We start from the raw sequence: 15,953 nt of genomic DNA, 5'->3' as shown, positions 1-15,953 counted from the left end.
TCCGGCGGCGGTACTCGCCCAGCAGAGTATTAAGAGCCTGGAGTGCGTGGCGTATCCGGAACTGGGGATGGAAGCTATCTGGAAAATCGAAGTGGAAAATTTCCCGGCCTTCATCCTGGTGGATGATAAAGGCAACGATTTCTTCCAGCAGATTCAGAACAAACAGTGTGCGGGTTGTTCACAGCGCTAATTTTGGCTGATTAACCCTGTTCGGGGCCGTAACGCTGTGCGTTACGGCCTTTTTTACGCTCGCCGCCAGAAGACTAATGGCCGGCTGACGGCGCCCCTGGCCCCCCTGCGCGGCTGAACGGCGGACGGGCAAACCAGATAACCGCGATCAGCGCCATAAAGCCCCAGCCCAGTAGCCAGAAATAGTCGATGGTCGACATCATGTAGGCCTGCTGCTCGATGCTCTTATCAATCAGCGCCATATGCTGCTGCGTGGCGCCGCCCATCTTGTTGATATAGTCCACCGCCGCGGGATTGTAGGCGGAGACGCTTTCGGTCAGGTTGGCATGGTGGAAAACTTCCCGACGCGACCAGATCCAGGTGGTGAGCGACGACGCAAAAGAGCCGCCCAGCACGCGGAAAAAGGTCGCCAGCCCGGAGCCTTCGGCCACTTCCGCGCCGTTCAGGTTTGACAGCACAATCGTGGTAATGGGCATGAAGAAAAACGCCACGCCGATCCCCATAAATAGCTGCACTTCTGCAATGGTGCGGAAATCGACATCGGTATTGAACTGCGCGCGAATCAGGCAGGAGGCCCCCATCGTCAAAAATGAGAGCGAGGCCAGGATCCGCAGGTCAAACTTGTTGGCGTAGCGGCCGATAATCGGCGTCATCATCAGCGGCAGGATCCCCATCGGCGCGGCGGCCAGTCCGGCCCAGATCGCCGTGTAGCCCATCTGCGTTTGCAGCCACTGCGGCAGAATAATATTGATAGCAAAAAAAGCCGCGTACCCCAGGGTCAGCGAGAGCGTACCAATCGCAAAATTGCGATCTTTGAACAAGCGCAGGTTCACGATCGGATGACGCTCGCCCAGTTCCCAGATAACGAACGACACCAGCGAGATGGCGGAAATCGTCGACATCACAACGATCTGCGAAGAGGCAAACCAGTCTAGATCGTTGCCTTTATCAAGCACCACCTGCAGCAACCCAACCCCGAGCACCAGCAGCGCAATCCCGATGTAATCAATGGGGGCGTGGGTGGTGGTCTCTTCCCGTTCACGCATCTGCGTCCAGACCACGGTAGTGGCGAAGATGCCGATCGGTACGTTGATGTAGAAGATCCACGGCCACGAGTAGTTGTCCGTTATCCAGCCGCCGGTAATCGGCCCGACAATCGGCGCCACGACCGTCACCATCGACAGCAGCGCCAGCGCCATACTGCGTTTACTGGCGGGAAAGATAACCAGCAGCAGCGTCTGACACATCGGGAACATAGGGCCGGCGAAAAAGCCCTGTAGCGCGCGGAAGATAATCAGCTCGGTCATACTGTGGGCAAATCCGCACAGGAATGAGGTCAGCGTAAACATCATCACCGAGCCAATAAAGAGCTTTAACTGCCCGAAGCGGCGCGTAAACCAACCGGTCAGCGGCAGCGCGATGGCGTTACACACCGCAAATGAGGTGATCACCCATGTCCCCTGATCCGCGCTGACCCCGAGGTTGCCGGCAATCGTCGGCAACGCCACGTTGGCGATAGTGGAATCCAGCACCTGCATAAACGTGGCCAGAGACAGCGCAAGCACCGCCAGCCACATATTGGGCGGTGTAAAGGCAGCCTTATCGTGCATAACGTCTCTCTTAACGGGCGCCGGCGGCTACCGTTTTGCTGTTGTCATGAAGGATTTTAGCCACCAGTTTGTCCGCTTCTGCCAGCGGGTTTTGATACACGTCCGTGGTGAAACGCGGGCTGCTAACGGTTTGCTGCGGCAGTAGGTGGCCGTCGGCGTCGCGAATATCGACGCTGACGTTCATCGACAGGCCGACGCGCAGCGGGTTTTTCTGCATATCATGGGGATCGAGTACAATACGGACCGGCAGACGCTGGACAATTTTGATCCAGTTGCCGCTGGCGTTCTGTGCCGGCAGCAGCGAGAACGCGCTACCGGTGCCAATGCCCAGGCTTTCGATGGTGCCGTGATACTCGACATCATCGCCGTACAGATCGGCGTTGAGGGTGACTTTTTGTCCGAGACGCATCCCCTTCATCTGGCTCTCTTTGAAGTTGGCATCTACCCAGACTTCGTTCAGCGGCACGATAGCCATCAGCGTGGTGCCGGAATCAACGCGCATGCCGAGCTGTACCGCGCGCTTCGCCACATAGCCGCTGACTGGGGCCACGATGGTGCTGCGGGAATTGTCGAGATAGCGCTGACGGAGGGTGGCGACGGCACTTTTAATTTCCGGGTGGCTGTCGATTACGGTGTCATCCACCATGGCCATATTGGTGCGCAACGCTTCCTGTGCGGCGAGAAGATCGCTTTGCGCGCTGGTGACCGCATCGCGATAATGCGCCAGGTCTTCCGCGGCGATCGCCCCGCTCTGGAAGATTTTCTGCCGCCGCGCATAGTCGTTTTGCGCCGTTTGTAACGCCACTTTTTTCGCGGCGACCTGCGCGCGGTAGTTATCCGCGGTGCTGTACAGCCCGCGAACCTGGCGAACCGTATTCGCCAGACTGGCTTCCGCCTGCTGCAGCGCAATTTCGGTATCGCTGGGGTCGAGCAGCACCAGCGGCTGCCCCTTCTGTACGAAGTCGCCTTCATCCACCGTCACCTGAGTGACCGTACCGCCAATCTGCGGAGTGAGCGTCATCTGGTTGCCATTGACATAAGCATCGTCGGTCGTTTCATAGTAGCGGGCGTACAGCAAATACCACGCCACCCCGCCACCGGCGGCCAGAAGCAGGATAATCAATAAAATAATAAAGTTACGTTTGCGCTTGCTGCCGCGCTCAGCCTGTTGTACCGCAGTGGTTTCCATCTTGTCAGGACCTTTTTGAATGCATTAGCGATGAGGGGCGACGATCTCGTCTGGCAACATTTTTGTCATCAGATCGACCAGCTGTCGGGATTCATCGGGAGTGAGTCGGGCGGTGAGTTCGCTGATGATCGATACCAGCGCTTCATTGACAAAGCGCTCGCAAATCAGCAGCCCTTTGTCGGTCAATGCCAGAATCACCTGGCGTTTATCCTGTGGATTGGGGGAGCGACTGATCAACTCACGCTTGACCATTCGATCCACCATTCGGCTCATGGCGCCGGCGTCCATGACCAGGTTTTTACTGATCTCGACCGGACTGTTAAAGCCTTTATAAATACTGATCAGCACCTTGAACTGCGCGGCGGTAATGTCCATGCCGGAGAAGTGCTGGCTAATCAGCTGGTCCTTGAACTGGTTAGCCAGATGGATCAACAAACCTAAGTGAAATTTATTGTTAATAATACCCGGATGGTTATTCATGATATTTGCCTGGTCAGTAATTACAAATGAAACTACTGACCAGGCATCTATTTGTCAACGCAGTGTCAAGAAGATCGCACGTTTTGTCAGCGCGGCGAGACGCCGCGCCCGAGGTGGTTTGCCGGCCCCGCCCTCGATATTCGCGACCTCTCCGCCGCGCTTGTATTCGCTTATCGCTGGTCTATGCTCAAAGCAAGGCCTGGTCAGAAAATGCTGTTGACCACCTGAAAAATAACGATAATTCTCTTTTTTTGGGTGCTGCATATGAACAAAATACAGGCGTTATTTGTGGCCGGCCTCGCGCTATGCCTGGCGTTCCCCCTTTCGGCGGCGGAACCTCGCCAACAGCCCACAGAACGTGAACAGGCCCGTACGGTGAAAATTTTCCACCAGCCGATTGTGATGTTACAGGCGACCTTCGGTCAGACGACGCCCGAAGAGCGGGTGCTGCGAATTCGCAATACGCTACGCGCTTTTACCGAGGCGGATATCAGCCAGCCGCTGCAGGTTGTTCCGGTCACGCGCTACAACCTGCCGGGTCGTTTGTTCCTTATGAACGGTAAACCCATTATGTTACTGAGCCAGGCCGACCTCGACGAAGGTGACGACCTGACCCTCGACCAGGCCAGCCAACGGGTTCTCGCCCGAATGGAGGCGCAGCGCACCGCGCTTCGTGAACAGTTCAATACATCCTATCTGACGCTGGCGGTCGTTAAAGTGGGGGGTGGCGCGCTGCTGCTGGCGGCCTTTTATTACGCCGCCTGGCGCTCCTGGCGTCGGGTTCGCCGCTATTTTCTGCTGCGTATTCTGCAAAAGCGCGGCTGGATCCCCCAGAACTGGCGGCGGTTTCTCGGCAATATCGAAACCAGACTCTATGCCCTGCTGATGGTTTTGCTGGGCATAGTGGCGCTTTATGCCTGGCTAAGCTGGGCCTTCGGCCTGTTTCCCTGGACGCGCGTGTGGAGCGAATCGTTGGGAGAGTGGTCGGTACGCGTCCTGCAGGAGATTGCCCTGGCAATAGTTTCGGCGCTACCCGGCCTGCTGATTGTTCTGATTATCTTGCTGATCACCTGGTTTATTATCCGTCTGGTAAAGCTGCTGCTCAGTCAGGTGGAAGCCGGTCGTCTGCAAATTCCGGGTCTGCATCCCGAAACGGTAGGCGCAACGCGCAAACTTATCTCGGTGGTCATCTGGCTCTTCGCCCTCTCCGCCGCTTACCCCTTTTTACCTGGCGCCAACTCGCTGGCGTTCAAAGGGATTAGCGTCTTTTTCGGTCTGATGTTAACCCTGGGATCGGCAGGAGTCATGAACCATGCCATGAGCGGTCTGGTGCTGATTTACTCGCGCGCGCTGCGCAAAGGCGATGTGATTCGGATTGCCGACAATGAGGGTGAGGTCAGTGAAATTGGGATGCTGGCCACCAAAATCGTCACCCGGGAAAACTATATCGTGACGGTGCCAAACGCCGTGGTAGTGAGCGGGAAAATCACCAACCTCAGCGCACAAAGCAGCGAAAGCGGCCTTAACCTGACCACCGGCGTCACCATCGGCTACGACACGCCGTGGCGACAGGTTCAGGCGCTGCTGGAACTGGCCGCGCGGCGCGCGCCGGGTATCGACCACCGCCAGCCGCCGCAGGTGCGTCAGCTTGGGCTGATGGACTGGTACGTCGCCTATGAGCTGCAGGTCCTGCTACTGGCGGAAACCTCGCTGGCCGACGGACGAACCGCGCTACACAGCAACATTCAGGATGTCTTTAATGAATTTGGCGTGCAGATCATGTCGCCGAACTTTGTTATGCAGCCGAAGGGAGCCGTGATGGTGGCAAAAGAGGACTGGTACGCCGCGCCGGCGGCGAAAGACCCACAGATAACAGAGAGATAAGTCACGATGCTGGCCGGCGAAAACCGGCCAGCACAACCGCATCAGGCCGGTTTCCCGTCCAGCTCATCAAACACCTGCTGCGCAAGATGCATCGTGGCATTGGCGGCAGGCAGCCCGCAGTACAGCGCGGAGTGCATAATCAACTCTTTCAGCTCATCGCGGGTCACGCCATTATTAAACGCCGCGCGCAGATGCATTTTCAGCTCCGCTTCGCGGTTGAGCGCAATCAGCATGGCGATTGTTATCATGCTGCGGGTATGGTGATCGAGCCCCGGCCGGGTCCAGGTCTCTCCCCACGCATAGCGGGTAATAAAATCCTGAAACTCGTCATTGAGCGGCGTCAGATTGTGCAGCGTGCGCTCCACATGGGCATCGCCCAGCACTTTGCGCCGAACGTTCATGCCCTGCTGGTAACGGGTTTTATCGTCCACGATCGTCCCCTTGCAAAAAAGCCAACAGCGCCGCGCTAAAGGCCTCCGGCGACTCGATACTGGACAGATGGGACGCGGGAACCACCACCACCTGCGAAGAGGAGATCTGCTGATGTAAAAAATGCGCATCGGCAACGGTAGTGACAGGGTCACTTTCACCGGCAATGATCAGCGTCGGCACGCTAATTTGTCCGACTTCGCTGCGCAAATCGGCCGCCGCCAGGGCTTCACAGCACTCGGCATACCCTTCGGCATTGCTATGGGTCAGCTGATGGCACAGCGCCTCGACCACCTCCGGCGCCTTCTGACGGAAAGCGTGCGTGAACCAGCGGTCCGCCGCACCGGCGGCCACTACGTCCATTCCTTCCTGACGCACGGCCCGCGAGCGGGAGAGCCAGCTGGCCTGATCGCCAATCCGCGCCGCCGTGTTGGCCACCGCGATACCGTAAAAACGATCCGCGGCAAAACGCCCCAGCCATAGCCCGGTCAGGCCACCCATCGAGATACCGCAAAACCAGGCTTTGGCGATATTGAGATGATCGAGCAGCGCAATAACATCTTCACCAAGCTGCGCCAGCGTCACCTTGCCTGACTTTTGGGTTTTACCATGGCCGTGGGTGTCATAGCGCAGCACGCGGAACCGTTGGGTTAAGGCCGCCATCTGCGGCTGCCACATTGCTCGGGTGGTCCCGAGCGAGTTAGAAAGCACAATGACCGGCGCGCCTTCCGGCCCGTCCAGCTGATAATCAAGGTTCATCACGTTGCTCCTTGTAACGCGCCACGACCTGGCGCACAAAACGTTCGGCGCTGCCGGTGGCCGTGGCCGGGTCCAGCAGCTGCGTTAAACGGGGTGGCGAAAGATGCTGGCTGACCAGCGGGTCGTTCTCCAGCAGCGCCTGCAGCGGGCGAGATTCGTCGATCGCCTGGCGGCACAGCGCCTCAATACGGTGATGGGCATCGGCTTTGCCAATAAACGCCGCCAGCGCCAGCGTCACCGCCTCGGCCATAATCAGTCCGTGAGTGATCTCCAGATCGGCCCGCATTTTCTGCGGGAAGACCTGCATCTCGCGAACCAGCGCATCGCTTTGCGCCAGCGCCCCTCCCACCAGCATAATCAGCTCTGGCAGGGTCTCCCACTCCGCCTGCCAGCCGCCAAGGGCGCGTTCATGCTGCTGAATCTGGCTGGCGTAAAGCGTCGCCACCAGTCCTGGCGTGCGCTGGGCCGCGGTTAAAATCGCGCTACAGGCGATGGGGTTGCGTTTGTGCGGCATGGTCGACGATCCGCCGCGCCCTTCCGCAACCGGTTCGCTGACTTCCGCCACTTCGGTTTGCATCAGCAGGGAAAAATCGTTAGCAAATTTGCCCAGCGTGCCGCACAGGCCAGCAAACCAGGCCCCCACTTCCAGCAGCCGGTCACGCTGGCTGTGCCACGGCGTATCCGGCAGAGTCAGCCCGAGCAGGCTGGCCAGCGCCGCAGCAACCGGCGATGCATCGGCTTTCAGCGAATCCAGGGTGCCCGCCGCGCCGCCAAACTGCAGCACCAGCACCCGCGGTCGCATCTCCCGCAAACGCTGCTGCCAGCGCAGCAGCGCATCAAGCGTGCCCGCCAGCTTCAGGCCAAAGGTGACCGGCAGCGCGTGCTGCATCCAGGTACGACCGGGCATGACCGTGTTCTGATAGCGTTCAGCCTGCATGGCGAAGCCGTCAATCAGCTGTTGCAACAGCCGTTCCGTTTCGTCCAGCGCGCCGCGCAGCTGCAAGACCAGTCCGCTATCGATAGCATCCTGGCTGGTCGCCCCCCAGTGAACATAGCGTGCCGCCCCGGCATCCTGCGTCTTCACCCGGGCGGTGAGCTGTTTCACCAGCGGAATCGCCAGGTTGCCCGCGCTGGCGGCGGCCAGTCCCAGGGCCGGAAAATCGATGGCCGAATGCTGGCAGGCGCTGACGATGGGGGCGACGGCATCCTGCGGCACCGTGCCGCAGGATGCCTGCGCGCGGACCAGCGCCGCTTCAAAATCCAGCATCCCCTGCACCCGCTGCGCATCGCTAAACCAGGCGGTCAGCGGACTGCTGCGCAGCATGGGGGTCAACAAACTCATGTTGGCTCCTTAAACACGTTCAATAATCAGCGCAATGCCCTGACCGACGCCAATACACATGGTACACAGCGCATAGCGCCCACCGGTGCGACGTAGTTGATACGCGGCGGTCATCGCCAGACGCCCGCCCGACGCCCCCAGAGGATGGCCCAGCGCAATGGCGCCGCCGTTGGGATTGACGTGGGGCGCATCGTCGGCCAGCCCTAAATCGCGGGTCACCGCCAGCGCCTGTGCGGCGAACGCTTCATTCAATTCAATCACATCCATTTGCTCCAGCGTCAGCCCGGTCTGCGCCAGCACTTTACGTACCGCCGGAGCCGGTCCGAAGCCCATAATCCGCGGCGCCACACCCGCCGTCGCCACGCCGACAACCCGGGCCAGGGGGTGCAGATCGTTGGCCCTCAGCGCCGATTCGCTGGCCAACAGCAAGGCACAGGCGCCATCGTTCACCCCGGAGGCGTTCCCCGCGGTCACCGAGCCGTCCGGGCGCACCACCCCCTTGAGTTTCGCCAGCGCTTCCGCAGAAGTGCTGCGCGGGTGTTCATCGCGGGTAAACAGCAGCGGATCACCTTTTCGCTGGGCGATAGAGACCGTTATCAGCTCATCAGCAAACCGGCCGGCCTCCTGCGCCGCGGCGGTACGCATCTGGCTACGCAGCGCAAAGGCGTCCTGATCGGCACGCGAAACGGCAAAATCAGCGGCGACGTTCTCGGCGGTCTCCGGCATCGAATCCACGCCGTACAATGCTTTCATCCGGGCGTTGATAAAGCGCCAGCCAATCGTCGTATCTTCAATCTGCATGTTGCGGCTGAAGGCATTCTCCGCCTTGCCCATCACAAACGGCGCGCGCGACATGCTCTCCACGCCGCCGGCGATCATCAGCTGAGTTTCGCCGCTTTTGATGGCGCGCGCTGCGACGCCGATCGCATCAAGGCTGGAGCCGCACAGCCGGTTAATGGTACTGCCCGGCACCGTTTGCGGTAGCCCGGCCAGCAGCAGCGCCATGCGGGCAACGTTGCGGTTATCTTCCCCGGCCTGGTTTGCGCAGCCGTAAATCACATCATCAATGCGCGCGGGATCCAGCCCCGGGTTACGCGCCAGCAGCGCTTTCAGCGGCAGAGCGGCCAAATCATCGGCGCGCATCGTCGCCAGCGTACCACCAAAACGTCCGAACGGTGTACGCACCGCATCACAGATAAATGCCTGATTCATCATAGGTTCCTTATGCGCTTTCCGCCAGATGTTCGAAGGTCAACGCCACCGGAGTGATGCGCTGCAGCTCCTCAAAAGAGAGGCCGTTGAAAATTTCGCGTACCACCGGGCCGGCCGGCGTGATGTCGATGACTGCCAGGTCCGTGTAGATCCGGCTGACGCAGCCCACTCCAGTGAGCGGGTAGCTGCACTGTTCAACCAGCTTACACTCGCCGTCGCGGGTCAGATGATCCATCATCACAAACACCTGACGGGCGCCGATGGCGAGATCCATCGCCCCCCCCACCGCCGGGATCGCATCCGGCGCGCCGGTGCTCCAGTTGGCGAGATCGCCGCTGGCGGAGACCTGATACGCCCCCAGAACGCAAATGTCGAGGTGGCCGCCGCGCATCATGGCGAATGAGTCGCCATGATGGAAAAAGCAGCCGCCTTTAAGCAGGGTCACGTACTCTTTACCGGCATTAATCAGCTCGGGGTCTTCTTCGCCCGGCTGCGGCTTGCCCCCCATCCCCAGCAGGCCATTTTCACTGTGCAGAAACACTTCTTTGTCGGTCGGCAGATAGTTGGCGATGCGCGTAGGTAAACCGATGCCCAGATTGACATAGGCCCCTTCAGGAATATCGCGCGCCACTCGCTGGGCCATTTCATCACGGGTTAGTTTTTGCATGGCTGGCTCCTCAGGCGCGTTGTGCGGTGGTCAGGTGTTCCAGCGAGAACATCCGCTGGACGAAAATCCCCGGCGTGATCACATTTTCCGGGTCAAGGTCGCCAAGACTCACCAGACGGGAGACTTCAACGATGGTGGTTTTTGCGGCGGTGGCCATAATGGGGCCGAAGTTGCGCGCCGCTTTGCGGTACACCAGATTGCCCCAACGGTCAGCCTGATGCGCTTTGATCAGGGCAAAATCGGCCTTGATCGGGTATTCGAGGACGTAATGACGACCATCGATTTCGCGGCTCTCTTTACCTTCAGCCAGCGGCGTGCCGTAGCCGGTCGGCGTAAAAATCGCGCCCAGACCGGCGCCGGCGGCCTGGATTCGCGCCGCGAGATTACCCTGCGGGACCAGTTCGAGCTCCACTTTGCCGCGACGATAAAGATCGTCAAAAATCTGTGAGTCGACCTGGCGCGGGAAAGAACAGATCATCTTTCTCACGCGTCCGGCCTTCAGCAGTGCCGCCAGGCCAACTTCACCGTTGCCCGCATTGTTGTTGATAATCGTGAGTTCGCGGGCACCCTGTTCAATCAGGGCATCAATCAGGTACGTTGGCTGACCGGCAGGACCAAAACCGCCGATCATGATGGTCGCCCCGTCGTGAATCCCGGCGATGGCATCACTTAGCGTCGACACGCTTTTATCAATCATCAGGTCGCTCCTTTACGTGCGGTAATCGCACTTTTATGCGTTGTTCGCACAAAATGTGACCCGCTTAACGATGTTGGTCAAGGGCGATAATCGAAATATGGTGCGATAATCGAACATCGTATATCTTTAGCGAAAGAATGTGATCGATGGCAAATATGGAGAAGAAAATGGAGAAGCATCCAGACGATTTACTGACGGGCGACAGCGATCCGTTTAAGGGCGATCCGAACTTTATGGCCTCGCTGGCCCGCGGGCTGGAAGTGATTCAGGCCTTCACCCCGCAGCGCCCGGTTCTGTCTATCTCGCAAATCAGTCAGAAGACCGGCATTCCGCGCGCGGCGGTGCGCCGCTGCCTGTATACGCTGGGGAAACTGGGGTTCGTCTATGCGGAAGATGGCAAAAACTTTCAGCTGCGCCCGCGCATTCTGGCTCTCGGCCACGCATGGCTAGCCTCCACGCCGCTGGCGCGTTCGGCGCAGCCTGTTCTTAAACATCTGAGTGAAATGTTGAACGAGTCCTGCTCGATAGCCACCCTCGATGGCGACGATATTCTCTATATTGCCCGCGCCTCCAGTTCGCGGATTATGACCATCGATCTCGATATCGGCAGCCGCCTGCCGGCCTGGGCGACCTCGATGGGGCGCGTGCTGTTAAGCCATCTGCCGGAAGAGAAGCTGAATGATATGCTGGCGCGGGTCACGATGATTCGCTACACCCCGCAAACGGTGGATTCAGTGAACAAACTGCGCGCGGAGCTGAAGCGCGTCCAGCAGCAGGGCTACGCGCTCAACGATCAGGAGCTGGAAATGGGGCTCCGCTCGCTGGCGGTGCCTTTGTTCAACCCGCAGGGCCAGATACAGGCCGCGCTGAACGTCGGCGTGCATGCCGGGCAGGTCTCCACCCGCGAAATGCTGGAACGAGTACTGCCCGAGCTGCAAAAAGCGGCTCGCGAGCTGACGCTGCTGCTGCGCTAGCGGCTGCGTTTGGCGTGGCGCTCCCAGTTTTCCTGTTTCGCCTCGGCGGATTTACGCAACGCGACGTAACACGCTCCGCTGCCGCCATGCGGTGCCGAGGCCACGCAGAACGCCTGCACCTCGGGCAGTTCGACCAGCCAGCGCGCCAGATAGCTACGCACGATATTGGCGTGGGCGTTATCATCCCGCCCTTTCCCGTGGACGATCAGCAGATTGCGCAACCCCTCTTTTTGCGCCTGCACGACAAAGGCAAACAGCATTTGCCGGCACTGTTCGACCGGACGGCGCAACAGATTCAGGCTCGCCTGCGGGTCATATTTCCCCAGCCGCAGCTTATCCAGCACACCGTTTTGCAGCCCTTCGCGTTTAAATTCCAGCGGCGTCGTCAGCGGCAGAATATCGAGATAGCCGGTGGTGAGAAAATTATCGAGCTGCAGGACATCAAGACGCTGCGTCGGGCGCGGGTTGCGTTCAGGATGCCAATGCACGTCATTGCCACGCTTGAGAGGCTGAACGTCCTCCATGGCGCCAAGAAATAGCGATTTGTCGTCAAGATTCATGTGCACTCCTCCGGCTGCTACCGGAGGCTACTATATCCGCCGCGCCCCGCCTCCTCAATGCGTTTGTCGACAACCGGCGACAATTTACCCTCCCGGCTCAGGCGGGAAACTGCTGGCGACTTTGTCGGCGAAACTGGGTGATTAGCGAGGCCGTTAGCGGCGTCTGGCGCGAGTCGCGACGCTGGATCAGGTAATAGGTCGCTTTCGGTAACGTTTCGCTCACCTTGATCATCACCAGCTTGTCGGCAATCATCGGGTCGCTGCCCAGCTCAACCGGTAAGATACTCAGAAAATCACTCTGTACCACCAGACTGATGCAGGAAGAGAAGGTTTCGCACACGATGCCGACATGCGGGATCTGCGCACGGTGGCTAAACAGATCCTGGAGCTGCTTAAAGTAGCTGCCGCGCGGCGTCGGCATGGTCCAGCTGTAAGGCAGCAGTTGTTCAATCGAGGTCGCCTGGGTTGCGGGATGCCCGACGCGGGCGAAGACCGCAAACGGCTTTTCGAACAGCTTCTCAAAGCTGAACTCATGATCGTAAGGGCCGGGATAATAGGTATTGATGGTGAAGTCGAGCTCACCCTGCCGCAGCTCGTTGATCATCGACAGCAGCTGACCTTCCATGATACGCACCTTCACCAGCGGGTGCTGCTGATGAAAACGCCCAATCACCGAGGGCATCAGCGAGCGCGCCACGCTGGCTCCAAGGCCAATATTGATCTGCCCGGTCAACGCCCCCTGGCGCTGTAACAGATCCTCCTGCGCCGCCCGCAGCTCCTCAAGAATCAAACTGGCGTGCTGATAAAAACTTTCGCCATTTTCGGTTAACGATACCCCCTGGCTACGGCGCACGAACAGCTGGGCGGACAGTCCCTCTTCCAGCTCTTTAATCGCCTTGGTCAAGGCCGGTTGCGATAACGCCAGCGTCCGGCTGGCACCACGAATGCTGCCCTGACGCGCCACTTCGACGAAGGCGCGAATTTGGTGAAATTTGATCTGAAAAGACATCGCCGTAGTGATAACCATTGTTTATCAAACAGAAGAAAATGGCATCTACTGTAATGCAAAGCGTTGTGGCAACGTAAGAATGCGCTGCTGAAAAACCCGTCAGCGATAAGTAAAAGCTATCACACCGTGAACCTCATCACATTTTTAAATATGACAGGACAGGTTATGCCGTTACTCAATGAATACATCCGTCAACTGCTGCCAGAGATGACGCAATGGCGTCGCGATTTACACCATTATGCCGAGTCCGGCTGGGTCGAGTTCCGCACCGCCAGTAAAGTTGCAGAACGATTGCACCAGCTGGGCTACGACCTGACGCTGGGCCGCGACGCGATCGATGCCGATAGCCGGATGGGATTACCGGATGAGGCCACCCTGGCCAAAGCTTTTCAGCGCGCCCGCGAGCAAGGGGCGCCAGAACCGTGGCTGAGCGCGTTTGAAGGCGGCTTCACCGGTATCGTCGCGACGCTGGATACCGGGCGTCCCGGCCCCACGCTGGCCTTTCGGGTCGATATGGATGCCCTCGATCTGAATGAACATAGCGACGGCCACCACCGCCCGTTCCGCGAGAACTTTGCCTCCTGTAACCCTGGGATGATGCACGCCTGCGGACATGATGGTCATACGGCTATCGGCCTTGGTCTGGCCCACGTTCTGAAACAGTATGCCGATCGGCTGCACGGCGTGATCAAGCTGATTTTCCAGCCTGCGGAGGAAGGTACCCGCGGCGCGCGGGCCATGGTCGCCGCTGGCGTGGTGGATGATGTCGATTACTTTACCGCTATTCATATCGGTACCGGCGTACCGGCCGGTACGGTGGTATGCGGCAGCGATAATTTTATGGCTACCACCAAATTCGACGCGGTATTCACCGGCGTCGCCGCCCACGCCGGAGGTAAACCGGAAGACGGACGCAATGCTCTGCTCGCCGCGGCGCAGGCGGCAATTGGTCTGCACGCCATCGCGCCGCATAGCGCCGGCGCGTCGCGGGTCAACGTCGGCGTCATGCAGGCGGGCACCGGGCGGAACGTTGTCCCTTCCGGCGCGCTATTGAAGGTGGAAACCCGTGGTGACACGGAAGACATTAATCGCTATGTGTTTGAACGCGCACAAGAGGTTATTCAGGGGTCTGCCGCGATGTACGGGGCCAGCGTCGACGTGCGTTTGATGGGCGCGGCGACCTCCAGCGCCCCCTCCCCGGCGTGGGTAAACTATCTGCGCGAGCAGGCGGCCCGGGTGCCCGGCGTGGAACAGGCTATCGACCGTATTGCCGCGCCTGCCGGCTCAGAAGATGCCACCCTGATGATGGCCCGGGTTCAACAGCATAATGGTCTGGCCTCATATATGGTTTTTGGCACGCAACTCAGCGCCGGCCACCACAACGAACAATTCGACTTTGATGAGAACGTGATGGCCATCGCCGTTGAAACCCTGGCCCGCACCGCGCTCAATTTCCCCTGGCAACGAGGTGTGTAATGGAGACTCTCTACCGCTACGTTGATGAGGCGATTGCCGCCCGCGCCGGGGAGTTGACCGCCATCGCCGATGCAATCTGGGATCATCCGGAAACACGGTTTGAGGAGTACTGGTCAGCCGAACGGCTGGCGCTGGCCCTTGAAGCAGAAGATTTTCAGGTCTGCCGTGAAGCCGGCGGGATCCCGAACGCCTTTGTCGCCAGCTACGGCAGCGGAAAGCCGGTGATTGCCCTGCTGGGTGAATATGATGCGCTGGCCGGGCTCAGTCAGCAGGCGCACTGCGCGCATCCTGCTGCCGCAACCCCAGGGGCGAACGGCCACGGCTGTGGTCACAATCTGCTGGGCACCGCGGCGCTGGCCGCCGCCATTGCCTGCCGGAGCTGGCTGGCGCAGCACGGCGGTGGTGGGACGATTCGTTTCTACGGCTGTCCGGGTGAAGAAGGCGGTTCCGGCAAAACGTTTATGGTGCGCGAAGGATTGTTTGACGATGTGGACGCCGCGCTGACCTGGCACCCGGAAGCCTACGCCGGTATGTTCAGCACCAGCACGCTGGCCAACATTCAGGCCGCCTGGCGGTTCAGCGGCACCGCCGCCCACGCCGCCAACTCGCCGCATCTGGGCCGCAGCGCTCTGGATGCCGTTACGCTGATGACTACCGGCAGCAACTTCCTCAATGAGCACATTATTGAGAAAGCGCGGGTCCACTATGCCATTACCGACAGCGGCGGTATTTCCCCCAACGTGGTCCAGGCGCAGGCGGAAGTGCTCTATTTAATCCGCGCGCCGGAGATGGCGGATGCGCAGCAAATCTATGCCCGCATCGAGAAAATAGCCCAGGGCGCGGCGCTGATGACGGAAACCTCGGTCATCTGTCGTTTCGAGAAGGCCTGCTCCAGCTATTTACCAAATCGCACGCTGGAGGCGGCGATGTATCAGGCCGTTTGCCACTACGGCACGCCGTCATGGAGCAAGGAAGATCGCGCGTTTGCCGACCAAATTCGTGCAACGTTAAGCGAGAACGATCTCAACAACAGCCTGAAAAATATCGCCGGCACCGGCGGCGAAGAGGGAAAAAACTTCGCCCGCCGCCACCGGGACACGGTGCTGATCGATGAAGTCGCTCCCTGGGCCGCGACGGATAATATCCTGGCAGGGTCAACCGATGTGGGCGACGTCAGCTGGAAAACCCCGGTCGCCCAATGTTTCAGCCCCTGTTTTGCCGTCGGAACACCGCTGCATACCTGGCAGCTGGTGAGCCAGGGCCGCACGGCCATCGCCCACAAGGGGATGCTGCTGGCCGGAAAAGTGCTCGGCGCCACGGCGATCCGCCTGCTCACCGACGGCGCGCTGCTGCAAGCCAGTCAACAAGAACTGGCGCAACAGCTGGCGGAAAGGCCATATCATTGCCCGATCCCGCAAGACGTGACACCGTCACCTTTAAAATAAAAACAATAGCTCACGCAATAAACACCACAAC

At 59.5% G+C, this 15,953-nt stretch carries 16 protein-coding genes; 5 read left to right on the top strand and 11 right to left on the bottom strand.

Annotated elements, in window-relative coordinates:
• On the top strand, window positions 1–190 hold a 190-nt coding region (locus GRPL_RS09625; RefSeq protein WP_032699710.1), incomplete at its 5' end, for a fumarate hydratase C-terminal domain-containing protein.
• A gap of 73 nt (window positions 191–263) precedes the next feature.
• Here the strand turns inward: GRPL_RS09625 and GRPL_RS09630 are convergent.
• The 3 genes from GRPL_RS09630 to GRPL_RS09640 are packed head-to-tail and all read right to left on the bottom strand — an operon-like array spanning window position 264 to window position 3,468.
• Entirely contained in the window at window positions 264–1,799 is a 1,536-nt protein-coding gene (locus GRPL_RS09630) for a DHA2 family efflux MFS transporter permease subunit (protein ID WP_032699709.1), read from the bottom strand.
• 10 nt (window positions 1,800–1,809) lie between these two features.
• A complete protein-coding gene (locus tag GRPL_RS09635; RefSeq protein WP_032699708.1) occupies window positions 1,810–2,988 on the bottom strand; it encodes an HlyD family secretion protein in 1,179 nt (392 codons plus the stop codon).
• Window positions 2,989–3,012: 24 nt separating this feature from the next.
• Window positions 3,013–3,468, bottom strand: coding sequence for a MarR family transcriptional regulator (locus tag GRPL_RS09640; protein WP_032687465.1), 456 nt, complete (start codon window positions 3,466–3,468; stop codon window positions 3,013–3,015).
• A gap of 264 nt (window positions 3,469–3,732) precedes the next feature.
• On the opposite strand from GRPL_RS09640, the gene GRPL_RS09645 reads away from it, so the two are divergent.
• Complete coding sequence (locus GRPL_RS09645; RefSeq protein WP_032696073.1) at window positions 3,733–5,352, top strand: mechanosensitive ion channel family protein; 1,620 nt, start codon at window positions 3,733–3,735, stop codon at window positions 5,350–5,352.
• Window positions 5,353–5,393: 41 nt separating this feature from the next.
• Here GRPL_RS09645 and pcaC read toward each other — a convergent pair whose 3' ends face one another.
• Genes pcaC through GRPL_RS09675 form a run of 6 tightly spaced genes read right to left on the bottom strand, consistent with a single transcriptional unit; the run spans window position 5,394 to window position 10,458 of the window.
• Complete coding sequence (gene pcaC / locus GRPL_RS09650) at window positions 5,394–5,783, bottom strand: 4-carboxymuconolactone decarboxylase (protein WP_004862525.1); 390 nt, start codon at window positions 5,781–5,783, stop codon at window positions 5,394–5,396.
• On the bottom strand, window positions 5,773–6,540 hold the full coding sequence (gene pcaD, locus GRPL_RS09655) for a 3-oxoadipate enol-lactonase (protein ID WP_032699707.1): 768 nt from the start codon (window positions 6,538–6,540) through the stop codon (window positions 5,773–5,775). Before pcaD ends, pcaC begins: the two co-directional genes overlap by 11 nt.
• Window positions 6,530–7,882: a 3-carboxy-cis,cis-muconate cycloisomerase gene (locus tag GRPL_RS09660; RefSeq protein ID WP_032699706.1), complete on the bottom strand. Its 1,353-nt coding sequence runs from the start codon at window positions 7,880–7,882 to the stop codon at window positions 6,530–6,532. Before GRPL_RS09660 ends, pcaD begins: the two co-directional genes overlap by 11 nt.
• Before the next feature lie 9 nt (window positions 7,883–7,891).
• Window positions 7,892–9,094: a 3-oxoadipyl-CoA thiolase gene (gene pcaF / locus GRPL_RS09665; RefSeq protein ID WP_032687459.1), complete on the bottom strand. Its 1,203-nt coding sequence runs from the start codon at window positions 9,092–9,094 to the stop codon at window positions 7,892–7,894.
• Between the two features lie 10 nt (window positions 9,095–9,104).
• Window positions 9,105–9,761 carry a 3-oxoacid CoA-transferase subunit B gene (locus GRPL_RS09670; RefSeq protein WP_032687458.1) on the bottom strand — a complete coding sequence of 219 codons (657 nt, stop codon included), beginning with the start codon at window positions 9,759–9,761 and terminating at the stop codon, window positions 9,105–9,107.
• A 10-nt stretch (window positions 9,762–9,771) separates the two neighbouring features.
• Window positions 9,772–10,458, bottom strand: coding sequence for a 3-oxoacid CoA-transferase subunit A (locus tag GRPL_RS09675; protein WP_032699705.1), 687 nt, complete (start codon window positions 10,456–10,458; stop codon window positions 9,772–9,774).
• 167 nt (window positions 10,459–10,625) lie between these two features.
• Here GRPL_RS09675 and GRPL_RS09680 point away from each other — a divergent pair, with 167 nt between their 5' ends.
• On the top strand, window positions 10,626–11,432 hold the full coding sequence (locus tag GRPL_RS09680) for an IclR family transcriptional regulator domain-containing protein (RefSeq protein ID WP_032696070.1): 807 nt from the start codon (window positions 10,626–10,628) through the stop codon (window positions 11,430–11,432).
• On the opposite strand, the gene smrA is transcribed toward GRPL_RS09680, so the two are convergent.
• Both smrA and GRPL_RS09690 read right to left on the bottom strand, forming a co-directional pair.
• Window positions 11,429–11,992 carry a DNA endonuclease SmrA gene (smrA, locus tag GRPL_RS09685; RefSeq protein WP_032687455.1) on the bottom strand — a complete coding sequence of 188 codons (564 nt, stop codon included), beginning with the start codon at window positions 11,990–11,992 and terminating at the stop codon, window positions 11,429–11,431. The genes GRPL_RS09680 and smrA overlap by 4 nt on opposite strands.
• A gap of 97 nt (window positions 11,993–12,089) precedes the next feature.
• A complete protein-coding gene (locus GRPL_RS09690; protein WP_032687454.1) occupies window positions 12,090–13,001 on the bottom strand; it encodes a LysR family transcriptional regulator in 912 nt (303 codons plus the stop codon).
• Window positions 13,002–13,166: 165 nt separating this feature from the next.
• Between GRPL_RS09690 and GRPL_RS09695 the strand changes: the two genes are divergently transcribed.
• Both GRPL_RS09695 and GRPL_RS09700 read left to right on the top strand, forming a co-directional pair.
• Window positions 13,167–14,477, top strand: a complete 1,311-nt coding sequence (locus GRPL_RS09695) for a M20 family metallo-hydrolase (protein ID WP_032699711.1) — start codon at window positions 13,167–13,169, stop codon at window positions 14,475–14,477.
• A complete protein-coding gene (locus tag GRPL_RS09700; RefSeq protein WP_032699704.1) occupies window positions 14,477–15,922 on the top strand; it encodes a M20 family metallopeptidase in 1,446 nt (481 codons plus the stop codon). The genes GRPL_RS09695 and GRPL_RS09700 overlap by 1 nt, the downstream gene beginning before the upstream one ends.
• The last annotated feature ends 31 nt before the right edge of the window (window positions 15,923–15,953 follow it).

The organism is Klebsiella planticola ATCC 33531 (genome assembly GCF_000735435.1).
GTDB classification, from domain to species: domain Bacteria; phylum Pseudomonadota; class Gammaproteobacteria; order Enterobacterales; family Enterobacteriaceae; genus Klebsiella; species Klebsiella planticola.
Note: the sequence above shows the minus strand (reverse complement) of the source record. Positions and strands in the feature narration are given on the sequence as shown.